Raw genomic sequence first — 12,765 nt, 5'->3', positions numbered from 1 at the left:
GCTCACGCATCCGGTCTGATCGGCCGATCCAGAAGAATGATGAACACCGCGCAAACCCTTACGGCTTGGGTCGTCGTCGCTTTCGCTCTGACAACGGGCTGCGATACCCCAGCCGCAGCACCGCCATCCGCAACGCAGCCGACGCCCGCGACGGGGCCTTCGGCGGCAGCATCACCTGCGACCAAAGGCGTTCGAGTCCCCGGCTTTCCGCCGGACGGCGTGTACATCGGACGGGGATACAGCGTGCGCGTGGCGACCGGCGAGCGGGCGAAGATCGAGGCGCTGATCGATCGGTGTCTGCCGGAACTCTCGCGCGGTTATCGGGTGAAGGGTCTGCGAGCGGAGATTCTCAAGCTCTACGACGCCGCCAAGCCCGCTTACAACGGCGCGGCGGTGCTGATTGAGGAGTCGGCCGGCGCGGCAACGCAGCCTTCCGCGCAGTCGTCGACCCAGCCCGTCAACTCGCCGTCGGGGGCACCCGCTGGCCAGGACGGCCGGTCGGTCGCGCGGGTCTACTTCCTGGCGAAGCGGAGCTTTGTCGAGATATCGAAAACCTTCAAGGAAAGTGCCGCGAAGGGATTCGGAAAGCCGGTGGAGTTTGATCCGCCGACTCACGTCAACTACTTCATCCATCCGGTGCGCGAATACGACGACGAGTCGGACACGCCGAAGTACTTCCTGACAGACACTATGGCCTCCGGCCATTTCGGGCTGGCGCTACGCGTGGGTGATCGGCCGGGCGCACCGAAAGTGCCGGGAATGATCCTGGAAGACATTGACGTCACGCTCTATGCCGACAAGTTGACGTTGGCGGCGTTGCCGACGACTCGACCGGCGACGCAGCCGTCGCATTGAGGCCACGCGTTCGGCGACGCCTCGCGAGACTCGGGCTCGGCGCGTATCATCGCAAGGCTCTATGAGCAGCCAAGCCAAACCGTCCCGCCACGAAACCTACGAATCTCCACTTGCCACCCGCAATGCCAGCCCGCAAATGCTGCGGCTGTTTTCGCCGCAGCATAAGTTCGGCCTCTGGCGTCGGCTCTGGCTGGAACTGGCCCGGTGCGAGCGGGAGCTCGGCCTGGATCGCATCAGCGCCGAAGCGCTGCGGCAGATGGAGGCGAAGCTCGACGACATTGACTTCGATCTGGCCGCGAACTGGGAAAAGCGGCTCCGTCACGACGTTATGGCGCACGTCCATACGTTTGAAGAGGTCGCCCCGGCGGCTAAGGGCATCATTCACTTGGGGGCCACTAGCCAATACGTCGTTGATAATGCCGACCTGATCATCATGCGTGATGCGCTGCGGCTCGTCGCGACCCGGCTGGCCAATGCGATCGACGCGCTCGGCACCTTCGCCCAGAAGTGGAAGGACCTGCCGACCCTGGGCTACACGCACTTTCAACCCGCGCAGCTGACGACAGTCGGCAAGCGGGCCACGCTCTGGGCGCAGGACCTTGCGATCGACCTGGAGGAAGTGGAGTACCGCATCGCGACCATGCGGTTTCGCGGCGTGAAGGGGACCACCGGCACGCAGGCGTCGTTCCTGAGCCTCTTCGATAACGATCATGCCAAGGTCGAAAAGCTCGACCGCATGGTGACGGAGCGGTTTCAGTTCGCCGAATCATTCTGTGTGACGGGGCAAACGTATCCGCGAAAAGTCGATGCGCAGGTGACCAGCACGCTGGCGGGGATCGCGGCGAGCGTTCACAAGTTCTGCAACGACGTCCGCATTCTTGCCGGGCTCAAGCAACTCGAAGAGCCGTTCGAGGAAGAGCAGGTTGGCTCAAGCGCAATGGCTTACAAAAGGAATCCCATGCGGTGCGAGCGGGCAACCGGGTTGTCTCGCTTCGTGATCAGTCTGGCGAGCAGTCCCCTGATGACGGCGGCGGAGCAGTGGTTTGAGCGGACGCTGGACGACTCCAGTAACAAGCGACTCGCGGTGCCGGAGCCTTTCCTGGCGATTGATGGCGCATTGAACATTGTTGTAAACGTTGCGCGAGGCTTGGTCGTCTATCCCAAGACCGTTGAGGCGGCGGTGCTGGCGGAACTACCTTTCATGGCGACCGAAGAAATCCTGATGGCAGGTGTAAGAGCCGGCGGCGACCGTCAGGAACTTCACAAGCTCGTGCGAGATCACTCACAGTCGGCCGGACATCGCGTGAAGAGCGAAGGCGTTGCCAACGATCTGCTGGATCGCCTGCGCGGCGACGCCGCATTCTCAAAGATTGACTTGCACGATGTCGTCGATCCCAGGCGGTTCATCGGCAGGGCACCCGAGCAGGTGGATCGCTTTCTGCTCGAAGTGGTCGAGCCTGTCCGCAAACGTTTCGCGAAAGTAATAGGGATGGAAGCCGAACTTCGCGTTTAAGCAGCGATAGCGGCGAGGGAGAGCTGTTTTTATCGGTCTGCCAATCCTTCGCCGATACAGTAGAGAACCTAAAGAGCGGAACGCATCTTCTAGGGGCTTTGCCTAGTTTAAAAGTCAAAAAAGGTCGGTTTTTGACGCAATTGCGGGGTGTAATGTTCAGGTGAAATGAAGGGAAGGTATGTCTCTTGGAAAGCGTCCAGAAAGTGCTTGACGCGACAGTTGGCAAGAGATACGGTGAAGAAGTTCACACGCCGATTTGGATGTTTCAAGCGGCTAAGAAGTGGGCACTGAAGTGGAAGGAGCCCTTCCGATTTGACCGTGCTTGCAAGGCGTCTTGCGGAGAACGGATCGAGAAGTTCACCAGTGTCCGCTCAGTTCACATGTAAAGGATGAGGGGTACGATGCGCAAATCCAAACGAACAATCGCGTTTCTCGGTGCGGTGCTGGCTGCGTCTACAGCAGCCAATGCGCAGGTGAACGGTACCCTCGGATTCTTCGACTGGGACACGAACACGTCTCCCGGAACGAACTTCCAAGTCTCCCCGTTCATCAGCGACGATCCGGCAACGCTGTCCGCGGCGATCGCAGCGCTGAACCAGGCGCAGGCCAAGGGTCGCCCGCTGGCGGTCAAGGTCAACACGCCCCTCACCACCCCCGCCGCCAAGGCGATCTTCAATAACTACGCGATCCAGTACGTGTTCGCGGACTTCGAAAACGCCGACCACATCGCCCAGACCAAGGCGATCTCGACGTTGGTGTTGAACTCGACGAAGTCGCAGGCTGCGTTCGTCGGCAACTTCAACGTGTACCCCAACTCGGGCAGCGATACGACCCGTCGCGGCGTCGTTTCCGGCACCGCCTCCAGCTTCAGCGCGGCGAATGCTCAGTCCAATGGTGACTACACCGGAATCATTGCGACCAAGTCGGGCAAGAACAGCAACCGTATCGCGACCGAAGCGCTGTATCCGGGTGCTCCCGAGTTCCGCAACCCCTCGACCGGCGACTCGACGGCTCCGAACATCCGCTCTGCCCTGTTTACCCTTCCGATCATCCGCGCGGGTAGCACGTCCCAGGCTCTGACGAGCGTGGGTTACCAGCAAAACAAGCACATTCCCTGGGTCAGCCGATTCAACAATTGGGGCAATGCCTCGCTCGATACCGACGGCAACCCGAACAACGGCTTCAAGTTCGTCCAGAATGCGGCGAATCCGGCCAACGGCCAGCTTCCGTCGCGTGGCGACTTCCAAGCCCAGATCCTGCATTACCGTATGCGTGGTGCTGACAGCGTGAACCTGTTCGAAGCGGACATCAGCTCGGTTGTCGGCTATAGCCGTCAGAGTGCCCGAGATGACGTGATCGCCGGCTGGTCCGGCTCGTCCGTCGCCAATGGCATCTTCAGCCGTGGCAAGTTTGCTTTTGCGAACCTGGGTTCCGTCATCACAGCCAATGGTTCCACCGCTTCGAGCGAATCGAAGGGTGCGATCTGGTCAGGCGTGTACGATCTGGCGGGTCAGGCCGCGGGTGTTTCCCGCCGGCTCTCGATCCTTATCAGCAACCTTAGCTCCACCCAGTACGATGTCGATCTTCCGAATAACATCGGTGGGTTCAGGACTGACAGCGGCAACCCCGCCAAAGTTGATGACTACACGGTCGCAGGCGGCACTCACCGTCTGTTGACCTTCACCCTCCAGAACAGCAGCTGGAAGCTGAACACCAATCAGGTCCTGTTCATCGACAACAACCGCAACGGCGTTGGTATCCCGGAACCGACCACCCTTAGCCTCCTGGGCATCGGAGCGGTCGGTCTTCTGGCCCGTCGTCGTCGCCAGGCCTGATATCCAACTTGAATGCCTTCGGGCACCAAGTCGAAAGTTGAATGTGCACGAGGGTCATCTGATTCAGATGACCCTCATGCCATTTCTGGTCATTGTCGGATGACATGGCCAGCCGCCATTGGCTCTCGTACGTGTCTGAGGGAACGGTGTTGCCCGCACGCGCACTCCGGGTGCGACCGTTACACCAGAGCGTGCGGGATTCAATGAGAATCCCGAACCATTGCCTTCTCGTCCATCGCCAATGCCGTCAGCTTCGGCGATCGCACCCCAGGGCACTTGGATCGCACCCCCTACGTGGGACTTCCGAATAAACGGAAGCTGAGCCCGGCATTCGTGCCGCGGTCGACGCTACGCCCGACGTTTTTCGGGCTGGCTCGCCGAGCCCCATCAGTCCATCGATCAAGAGTCAGCAGCCGTTCTCAATACCCAGCGGCCGATCCGCCAATTCGTTTGTCGGCGACGCCGGTCAGTCGTCCGGTGGCCGGATCGATCTCAATGCTGTGTGCGTCCCCCTGGCGCGACGGCATCGTCGCGTCGATAGCGTGCCCCATTGCCTTCAGGCCCTCGAGGGTCTGGAGGTGCTGCTCCGCCAACGACCGCTCGACCCGAATGCCATCCGGCAGCCACTGGTGGTGCAGCCGGGGCGCATCGACCGCCTGCCGGAGGCTCATCCCAAACGCGAGCCGGTTCACAACCACCTGCGTGACAGTGTTGATGATGGTGCGCCCGCCCGGCGAGCCGGTGACCAGGACGATTTTGCCGTTGCGGGCGATGATGACCGGCGTCATTGAGCTCAGCGGACGCTTCCCGCCGGCAGCCAGATTCGGAGGCGTGCCGATCTGGCCGTTCCGGTTGGTCTGCCCCGGCCGCGGGTTGAAGTCGCCGAGTTCGTTGTTCAGCAGAAATCCCGCTCTGCGGACGACGACCTTTCCGCCAAACGACTGTTCGAGCGTGTAGGTATTGCTGACGGCCAAGCCGTTGACATCCACAACGCTGAAATGGGTCGTCTGCCCGCCGGTCTCGGACAGTTGGGCCCAGGGCGCGACTTGCTCGCTGCTGGTTGCCTTGAGTGGATCAATGGTCGACGCCAGTTGCCGGGCGTGGTCTTTCGAAACCAGTTCCGCGACGGGGACCGTGCCGTAGTCGGGATCGCCCAGATATCTCGCGCGGTCGGCGAAGGCGCGGCGCATCGCTTCGACAATCGTATGGACTGTCGATGCCGACCATCGCTGGTCGGCTCTGAGGTCCAGCGTCTCGAACATGTTCAGCATCTGGAGCAACGCGATCCCGCCGGAACTGGGCGGCGGCGGGGCGAAGATCGTGTAGCCTTTGAACGTGCCGACGATCGGCTCGCGAAGCCGGGCGCGATAATTCTTCAGGTCTCCGGCGGAAATCAGCCCGCCGCCCGACTGCATCTCGGCGACGATCCGACTGGCCGTCTCGCCTTCGTAGAACTCCCCGGGGCCGCGCTCGGCGATGGCGTGCAGTGTGGCGGCGAGATCGGGCAGGGTCAGGCGATCGCCCGCCTTCCAGGCCGAACCGTCGACCTTGCCGTAGACCCGACGGAACTCAGGGAACGCCTCACTCCTGGCCAGCCCGCTGTTCAGCGAGGCCGCCAGCGCCGCATCGACGACAAATCCTTCCTCGGCGATTTTTGCCGCCGGCAGGACCAGGTCCTTCCAGGCGAATCGTTTGGTGCCGTAGGTCTGATGAGCGGTGAAAAGGCCTCGGACGGTGCCGGGCGTGCCGGCCAACTGATGACTGGTCGGCTTGCCGGCAAAGGTATCGGCCTTGACCTCCGCCGGTCCGGTTTCCCGGTAGTCGATGAAATGGACCGCCGGCTGACCGACGCGCGAGGGTTCGCCCACCATCATGAACCCGCCGCCGCCGATATTGCCCGCCTCGGGCCAGGTGACGGCCAGTGCGAAGGCGGTTGCGACGGCGGCATCGACGGCATTGCCGCCATCCCGCAGCACGTTCGCGCCCACGGTCGAGGCGATCCGACAGACCGACACCACTACGCCATGCTGTGCATCCAGCGTCTGTCCGCTGCGGACCGGCGGCGGTGGGACCGACGCCGCCGGCGGTCGTCCGGACGAGGCACACCCGGCCACGGATGCGAGAATCGAAAGTACTACGCTGTACGTGAATCGGAACATTTACCGCCTCCATGACGTTTGCATGTAGTTGAACGTACTCCGGCAGAGTAGCTTGGGGAGGCCCGATTCGTCGACGCCAAACACTTTTCAGGAATCACGAGGAGATCATGCTTTCATCCCGCACCCTTCTGTCCCGCCGAACGTTTGTCGCCGCGGCCGCCGCCATGCTCGCCGCGCTGCCGTCCCTGTCACACGCCGCCGACGGCAAGACGAAGGTCGCCTGCGTCGGCGATTCGATCACCTTCGGTGCTGGCGTGAAGGATCGGGAGAAGAACGCCTATCCGTTCGTGCTCGCCGGGCTGCTCGGCGACAAGTTCGAGGTGAAGAATTTCGGCGTCAGCGGCGCGACGATGCTCAAGAAGGGCGACAAGCCCTACGACAAGCAGAAGGCGTACAAGGACGCGATCGACTTCAAGCCCGACATCGTGGTGATCAAGCTCGGCACCAACGACAGCAAGCCGCAGAACTGGGACAAGCACAAGGCCGACTACGCCGGCGACTACAAGGCGATGATCGAAGCGTTCCACGCCGCCAACGCGAACGTGAAGGTCTACTGCTGCCTGCCCGTGCCGGTGGTGGGCAAGGGGAACTTCGGCATCCGCAACGAGATCGTGCAGCCGGAGATGCTGCCGCTGATCAAACAGATCGCAACGGATACCAAGAGCGGATTGATCGATCTTTACGCCCCGTTTGCCGGCAAGGACGCGTTGATCCCCGACAAGGTCCACCCCAACGCCGAGGGCGCCGCGATCATCGCCAAGACGGTGCATGAAGCGATCGCGGGGAAGTAGGTCGTGACAAGGAACACTACGAAGGGTTGGAGTGCCGATCCAGTCGCGCGATGCGCTGCTCGGTCTCTGCGACGATGGTGCAAAGGTCCGAGTAAGCGCCATCGTCGACGTAGCGACGAACCGTCGCAAGCAGCGGCGTCATATCCGGGCGATGACGCACCAGGAGCATCTGCAGGTCGCTTTCATAGATCGCGACACGTTGCCCGTCGCGCTGTCTGTAGAGCGCCGGCAAGGCGTAAAGCTTCAGGAGGATCAGTCCTTCAACGGTTGCCACTTTGACATCGACCTCGGCGAATCGATGTCGCGTCGCGTAGTGTTCCTCGACCAAAGCGAACAGTGGGTTCGCCGTAAAAAGAAGGTCGACTCGCAGGCCGTCAAATCGAGCCCGCGCGAAGTTGGTGTTCTGATCGACGATCGACAACTCGGGAACCTGCTTGAGGGATTCGACCGAGAGGATCAGATCGAGATCTTCGGTATTGCGACCGTCGACGTAGCGAAGCAGCGCGACGCCGCCCACGAGCAAATACCGAATGCCGCGGTTGTTCAGCAGCGTAAACAGTCTCTGCACTTGCTCGTGAAGCGGAAAGTCGGCGGCTTCAGCCATGACAGAAGGTCCGGTTGGTGCTCGCGTTGCCCAGCCTGATCGTCCGAAGACCTGCGCGTGATGAATCAGGTCAGCGATCTGGTGGACGGAACCATGTTCGGCAAGCTGCGTCATCGTGGTGGTATCCGACAGGCACGTTTGTGCCGCTGTATTCTAGCAGGAATACGTGTCGTCGTTCAGAAAACGGAGAGCCAAATGAAGGGTGTATTGCTCGTATTGTCAGCGGCTTTCGTCGGCTTGGCTGGCTCCTTAAGTTTTGCCGCCGAGCCGAAGCGGCCGAACGTGCTGGTCATCCTGACCGACGACCAGCGGGCCGACACGCTTTCGATTGCCGGCAGCAAGCACCCGCTGACGCCCAACATCGATCGCCTGGCCAAGGAGGGCGTCTGGTTCAAGAACTACTTCTGCACGACATCCCTCTGCTCGCCCAGCCGGGGATCGATCCTCACCGGGCTCTACGCCCATACCCACGGCGTTACCAACAACTTCACCGAGTACCCCGACACGCTTGCCACCTTCCCCCGCGCGCTGCAATCCGCCGGCTACGAGACCGGGTACATCGGCAAGTACCACATGGGCGAGGACAACGACGACAAGCGCCCGGGCTTCGATCACTTCGTCACCCACAAAGGCCAAGGCAAGTACTTCGACACCGAGTTCCGCGCCAACGGCGGCGAGCGGAAGGTCGTCCCCGGCTACTACACCCATGTCGTCACCGACATGGCGATCGACTTCCTGAAGAAGCCACGCGGCGACAAGCCGTTCATGCTGATGATCGGCCATAAGGCGCCGCACAGCTTCTACTTCCCCGAGAAGAAGTACGAGAAGGCGTTCGACGCGGTGCCGTTTCCCTACCCCAAGTCGGCGTTCATGCTAGATGACAAGCCGGAGTGGTTCAAGCTGCGGCTCGACACCTGGCACGGCATCTATGGCCCGCTGTTCGACTATCGAAAGAAATTCCCCGACCGGAGCCCCGAAGCGGTCAAAGACTTTGAGGCGATGCAGCGCGCGTACCTCGCGACGATCCTCAGCGTCGACGACAGCGTCGGCAAGCTGTACGAGCACCTCAAGTCCGCCGGCCAGCTCGACAACACGCTCATCCTGTTCATGGCCGACAACGGCATCCTCAGCGGCGAGCACGGCATGGTCGATAAGCGCACGGCACACGAGCCGAGCCTTCGCATCCCGCTCGTCGCGCGGTTGCCCGGCGTCGTGCCGACCACGCAGATGAAGACGATCGAAGAACAGGTGCTGACGCTCGACATCTGCCCGTCGATCCTGGAGATGTGCGGACTGCACCCGGACAAAGGCGTGCAAGGGCGATCGTTCAAGAAGCTCGTCACCGCCGGCGATCCAGACTGGCGCAAGAGCTGGTACTACGAATACAATTACGAGAAGCAGTTCCCCTACACGCCCAACGTGCGGGCCCTGCGGACCGACCGCTACAAGTACATCCGCTACCCCCACGGCGACGGCAGCCCCGACAAGCACATGGCCGAGCTGTACGACCTCAAGAGCGATCCGGAAGAGACGAAGAACCTGATCGCCGATCCGCAGCACGCGAAGCTGGTCGAAGAACTACGCGCCGAGTTGGACCGGCAAATCAAGCAGTACAGCAACGGCAAGCCGGATGTGATGCCGGTCGATCAGGGGATCGGGACGGCGTTGCCGGATGCGAAGATCAGGTGAGCGCTCTGTCAGCCAAGTCGCAACGACCGCAGACAGCCGCGTGGCTTTACGTGCCGCGGAACCGGACGCAGTGTCGTATCAGGTCAACGCGTCAGTCCATCGCGCAGCACCCGATCCTTGCGTTCCTCGAGCGCCATGAGTTCGCGCATCATGAGTTCGGAGAACGTCGATTTTATCGGCATCGGATCTATGCGGTTGTTTGACCAACGTACGATTTCGCCGACACGCGTGAAACAATAGCGGTCAGGATCGCCGACAACCCGCATAAACGGCATAAGGTCTGTACGGTCTTCGTCCTGAAATCTTTGATACTGCGCTTGCATGTCGAGCCAATCCGGAACTCCTCGACCAATTCCGAACACAGAGATCCCATAAAGGAACCACCAGAACGCGCCGCCTTGGCGACGAGGCCATACTTCCTCGCGAACCACAATGTGCATGCCGGCAAGTCGTGAAGTCGTGAACTGACGAAACTCATCCGGTAGCGTGAACCCGGTGTCGGCCTGGACGCGATCAACGTCGGTCATCGCTGGTGCAGTTTCCTGACAGCACCAATACTCGAACACTTTCGGATCGACTCGCTCGAAATATTCGACGACTTCCTTGAGCGACATTCAATCTCTCCTGTCCGTACGGATCCTCAAAGTCCAGGTACTCCTCGACCGACATGATGGGAGGAATCTCAAGGTCCATACTCGCATTCTACGCTCTGTCCGAAAACTATGAGTTGTGTGCCATGCCCACGCCGGCGAACCGCCCTCGAATTCCGCCGACGCGTCCCGCGTGGGCATGGGCGAGCGACATCGTTTCTCGACTCGACATGCCCACGCGGGAGATGCCCTCGACACTCGAAAACGGGCTGCCGGCGTGGGCATGGCACACATTCCGGGTTCTGAGACAAAGCCCGGCAGGCTCGCGAACAAGTGCAGACTATTTCGCGGCCTCGCGCAGCATCTCCGCGGCATACCGCACTTCGTCCTCGTGCAGCTCCGGGTAGATCGGCAGGGCCAGTACTTCCTTGCACGCAAGTTCCGTCGCTGGCAGGTCGCCTTCCTTGCCGCCGAACTGGCTGAAGCACTTCTGCATGTGCAGGCCGAGGGGGTAATAGATGCCGTTGCCCACGCCGGCTTCGCCGAGCTTCTTCTTCACTTCGTCGCGGTTCTTCACCCGCACCACGTACTGGTTGTAGATGCTCCAGTTGCCTTCTTCGATGAACGGCGTGACGACGTTGCTGCCGGCGAGGATTTCGTTGTAAATCACCGCGTTGCGTCGGCGGGCTTCGTGCCAGCCTTCGAGGTACTTGAGCTTCACGTCCAGCACCGCCGCCTGGATCGCCGCCAGGCGGAACATGCCGCCGATGTAGTCGTGGTAGTACGTATGACCCGATCCGTGGACGCGGAGCTTGCGGCACTTCTCGGCGAGCTTGTCGTCGTTGGTACAGATGCCGCCGGCATCGCCGAACGCGCCCAGGTTCTTGGTCGGGTAGAAACTCAGGCAGCCGATCAGGCCGTGGGCGCAGGCCTTCCGGCCGTTGCGCCGTGCGCCGATCGCCTGGGCGGCGTCTTCGATCACCGGCAGATTGTTCTTGCAGGCGATCTCGTTGATCGCCTCCATGTTCGCGACCTGCCCGAACAGATGTACCGGCAGGATCGCCTTGGTTTTACTCGTGATGCGCTTCGGCAAGTCGGCGGGATCAAGATTGAACGTGCGCGGGTCGATCTCGGCAAAGACCGGCGTCGCGCCTAGCCTCGCGATGCAGCCGGCGGTCGCGAAGAAGGTGAAGCTCGGACAGATGACTTCGTCGCCGGGGCCGACGTCGAGCGCCATCATCGCGCACAGCAGCGCGTCGGTCCCGCTGGACACGCCGATCGCATGCTTCGTGCCGCAATACTCGGCGAGGTGTTTCTCGAACTTCTCGACGTGCGGCCCGAGGATCAGTGCCTGGGCGTCGCAGACCTCATCGATCGCCCGGCGGATCTCGTTACGAATGGGGAGGTACTGGGCCGTAAGGTCCAGCAGTTTCACGGTCCTTTTGGTGGTGGCATCCATGCTCATCGAAGGAAAGTAGAACGGATTGTCCGACTAGTGTAAATGAGGCGAAGACGGGGGATCACCACGGAGACACGGAGGCACGGAGGGCAACTGGTGGCGTGACGCCGGACCCAGACGCTGGACCCAAGGGGACCTGGCACAGCGTCTCACTCCGGTCCCGAAATCTCACGCGAGTGGTCCCGCTTCATTCTACGAGTTGCCCTCCGCGTCTCCGTGCCTCCATGTTGATCTTCACTCGTTCGCGCTACCGCGCAGCCGTCTTCACGCCTGCATAGTCCCGCCAGATCCAGCGCATCGTGTCGGGGAAGATCGCGCCGCCGTGCTTGCCGCTGTGGACGCCTTCGCCCCAGACGGTCTTCACGTCGTATCGGTCGGGGGCGATGCTCTTGCCTCCCGCCTTGACGGCTTCGTCGGCGGTGCGGTTGGCGTACGCGAACGCCTTGGCCATCTGCTGGTTGGCCAGGAACCAGTCGCCGAACTGGTTGTCCAAGTCGTTGCTGCCGTCCTGGAGGAATACGCGGATCGGCTTCGGCGGCGCTTTGCGGATCATCGGCGGGTAGTTGTGACCGCCGCGGATGTCCGTGAATGACCCCACATGGCTCACGACCTTGCGGAATGCGTCCGGCCGATACCACGCGACCGTGAAGGCGCAGATGCCGCCGGAGGAGTTGCCACAGATCAACCGCCCATTGGGATCATCGGTGATCTTGTACTCCTTCTGGATGATCGGCAGGATCTCATCGATCAGGTACTTCGAGTATGCGTCCGACATGGTGTCATACTCGACCGACCGGTTGCTCGCTTTGAACGGGGTGGCGCGTTTCTCTCCCTTGGCCGGCGGGGGATTCTTCTTCGGATCGTTGCCCGGGTTGATGAATACGCCGATGGTGACCGGCATTTCCTTCTGGTGAATAAGGTTGTCAAAGACGATCGGCACCCTCGTGTCCCCTTTCTCTCCGATGGGGCCGGCACCGTCCTGGAAGACCGCCAGGCAGGCGGGCGTCTTGCCGTCGTACTGCGCCGGGACGTAGATCCACCAATCCCGCTCGGTGCCGGGATAGATCTTCGAATCGGCGAACCTGGGCATCTGGATCACCTTGCCCAGGGGAACGCCTTCCTTCCGCACCGCGTCGGCGTGGGTCGGATAGTTTTCGACCGGCTTTGGCGTCGGCGCATTCTGAGCGGCGGCGATGCCGGTCATCAGGCCGATCGACAACGCGACGCGGGACAATGAGCGGATCATGGGGGTTCCTCCGGAAAAAGGCGG

The 12,765-nt window shown here is 61.6% G+C and carries 10 protein-coding genes; 5 read left to right on the top strand and 5 right to left on the bottom strand.

The genetic code is table 11. The features are described from left to right. Positions 1 to 39: 39 nt before the first annotated feature. From IPV69_RS11910 to IPV69_RS11900, 3 genes are all read left to right on the top strand, one after another. Entirely contained in the window at positions 40 to 855 is an 816-nt protein-coding gene (locus IPV69_RS11910; protein WP_206295332.1) for a hypothetical protein, read from the top strand. A gap of 61 nt (positions 856 to 916) precedes the next feature. Continuing rightward, positions 917 to 2,368, top strand: a complete 1,452-nt coding sequence (purB, locus tag IPV69_RS11905; protein ID WP_206295331.1) for an adenylosuccinate lyase — start codon at positions 917 to 919, stop codon at positions 2,366 to 2,368. Positions 2,369 to 2,769: 401 nt separating this feature from the next. Further along, on the top strand, positions 2,770 to 4,203 hold the full coding sequence (locus IPV69_RS11900; protein ID WP_206295330.1) for a PEP-CTERM sorting domain-containing protein: 1,434 nt from the start codon (positions 2,770 to 2,772) through the stop codon (positions 4,201 to 4,203). A 419-nt stretch (positions 4,204 to 4,622) separates the two neighbouring features. Here IPV69_RS11900 and ggt read toward each other — a convergent pair whose 3' ends face one another. After that, positions 4,623 to 6,362 carry a gamma-glutamyltransferase gene (gene ggt / locus IPV69_RS11895; protein WP_206295329.1) on the bottom strand — a complete coding sequence of 580 codons (1,740 nt, stop codon included), beginning with the start codon at positions 6,360 to 6,362 and terminating at the stop codon, positions 4,623 to 4,625. A 107-nt stretch (positions 6,363 to 6,469) separates the two neighbouring features. Between ggt and IPV69_RS11890 the strand changes: the two genes are divergently transcribed. Then, positions 6,470 to 7,153, top strand: a complete 684-nt coding sequence (locus IPV69_RS11890; protein ID WP_206295328.1) for a GDSL-type esterase/lipase family protein — start codon at positions 6,470 to 6,472, stop codon at positions 7,151 to 7,153. Between the two features lie 16 nt (positions 7,154 to 7,169). Here the strand turns inward: IPV69_RS11890 and IPV69_RS11885 are convergent, their stop codons facing one another. Beyond that, the gene (locus IPV69_RS11885) at positions 7,170 to 7,757 is read right to left on the bottom strand and encodes a hypothetical protein (RefSeq protein WP_206295327.1); all 588 of its coding nucleotides are present in this window, start codon (positions 7,755 to 7,757) and stop codon (positions 7,170 to 7,172) included. Positions 7,758 to 7,952: 195 nt separating this feature from the next. On the opposite strand from IPV69_RS11885, the gene IPV69_RS11880 reads away from it, so the two are divergent. Beyond that, positions 7,953 to 9,446, top strand: a complete 1,494-nt coding sequence (locus IPV69_RS11880) for a sulfatase family protein (protein ID WP_206295326.1) — start codon at positions 7,953 to 7,955, stop codon at positions 9,444 to 9,446. An 83-nt stretch (positions 9,447 to 9,529) separates the two neighbouring features. Here the strand turns inward: IPV69_RS11880 and IPV69_RS11875 are convergent, their stop codons facing one another. From IPV69_RS11875 to IPV69_RS11865, 3 genes are all read right to left on the bottom strand, one after another. Then, positions 9,530 to 10,060, bottom strand: coding sequence for an SMI1/KNR4 family protein (locus IPV69_RS11875; protein ID WP_206295325.1), 531 nt, complete (start codon positions 10,058 to 10,060; stop codon positions 9,530 to 9,532). 316 nt (positions 10,061 to 10,376) lie between these two features. Next, complete coding sequence (locus IPV69_RS11870; RefSeq protein WP_241179986.1) at positions 10,377 to 11,501, bottom strand: DegT/DnrJ/EryC1/StrS family aminotransferase; 1,125 nt, start codon at positions 11,499 to 11,501, stop codon at positions 10,377 to 10,379. A gap of 241 nt (positions 11,502 to 11,742) precedes the next feature. Further along, on the bottom strand, positions 11,743 to 12,741 hold the full coding sequence (locus IPV69_RS11865; RefSeq protein WP_206295324.1) for an alpha/beta hydrolase: 999 nt from the start codon (positions 12,739 to 12,741) through the stop codon (positions 11,743 to 11,745). Between the last annotated feature and the right edge of the window lie 24 nt (positions 12,742 to 12,765).

Origin of the sequence: Humisphaera borealis (assembly GCF_015169395.1) — a bacterium.
Taxonomy (GTDB): Bacteria; Planctomycetota; Phycisphaerae; order Tepidisphaerales; family Tepidisphaeraceae; genus Humisphaera; species Humisphaera borealis.
This window is presented reverse-complemented; position numbering and strand designations above follow the sequence as displayed.

Coding starts and splice junctions, on each gene's coding strand:
- IPV69_RS11910 (WP_206295332.1), top strand. CDS start 40: ATGAACACCGCGCAAACCCTTACGGCTTGGGTCGTCGTCGCTTTCGCT.
- purB (WP_206295331.1), top strand. CDS start 917: ATGAGCAGCCAAGCCAAACCGTCCCGCCACGAAACCTACGAATCTCCA.
- IPV69_RS11900 (WP_206295330.1), top strand. CDS start 2,770: ATGCGCAAATCCAAACGAACAATCGCGTTTCTCGGTGCGGTGCTGGCT.
- ggt (WP_206295329.1), bottom strand. CDS start 6,362: ATGTTCCGATTCACGTACAGCGTAGTACTTTCGATTCTCGCATCCGTG.
- IPV69_RS11890 (WP_206295328.1), top strand. CDS start 6,470: ATGCTTTCATCCCGCACCCTTCTGTCCCGCCGAACGTTTGTCGCCGCG.
- IPV69_RS11885 (WP_206295327.1), bottom strand. CDS start 7,757: ATGGCTGAAGCCGCCGACTTTCCGCTTCACGAGCAAGTGCAGAGACTG.
- IPV69_RS11880 (WP_206295326.1), top strand. CDS start 7,953: ATGAAGGGTGTATTGCTCGTATTGTCAGCGGCTTTCGTCGGCTTGGCT.
- IPV69_RS11875 (WP_206295325.1), bottom strand. CDS start 10,060: ATGTCGCTCAAGGAAGTCGTCGAATATTTCGAGCGAGTCGATCCGAAA.
- IPV69_RS11870 (WP_241179986.1), bottom strand. CDS start 11,501: ATGAGCATGGATGCCACCACCAAAAGGACCGTGAAACTGCTGGACCTT.
- IPV69_RS11865 (WP_206295324.1), bottom strand. CDS start 12,741: ATGATCCGCTCATTGTCCCGCGTCGCGTTGTCGATCGGCCTGATGACC.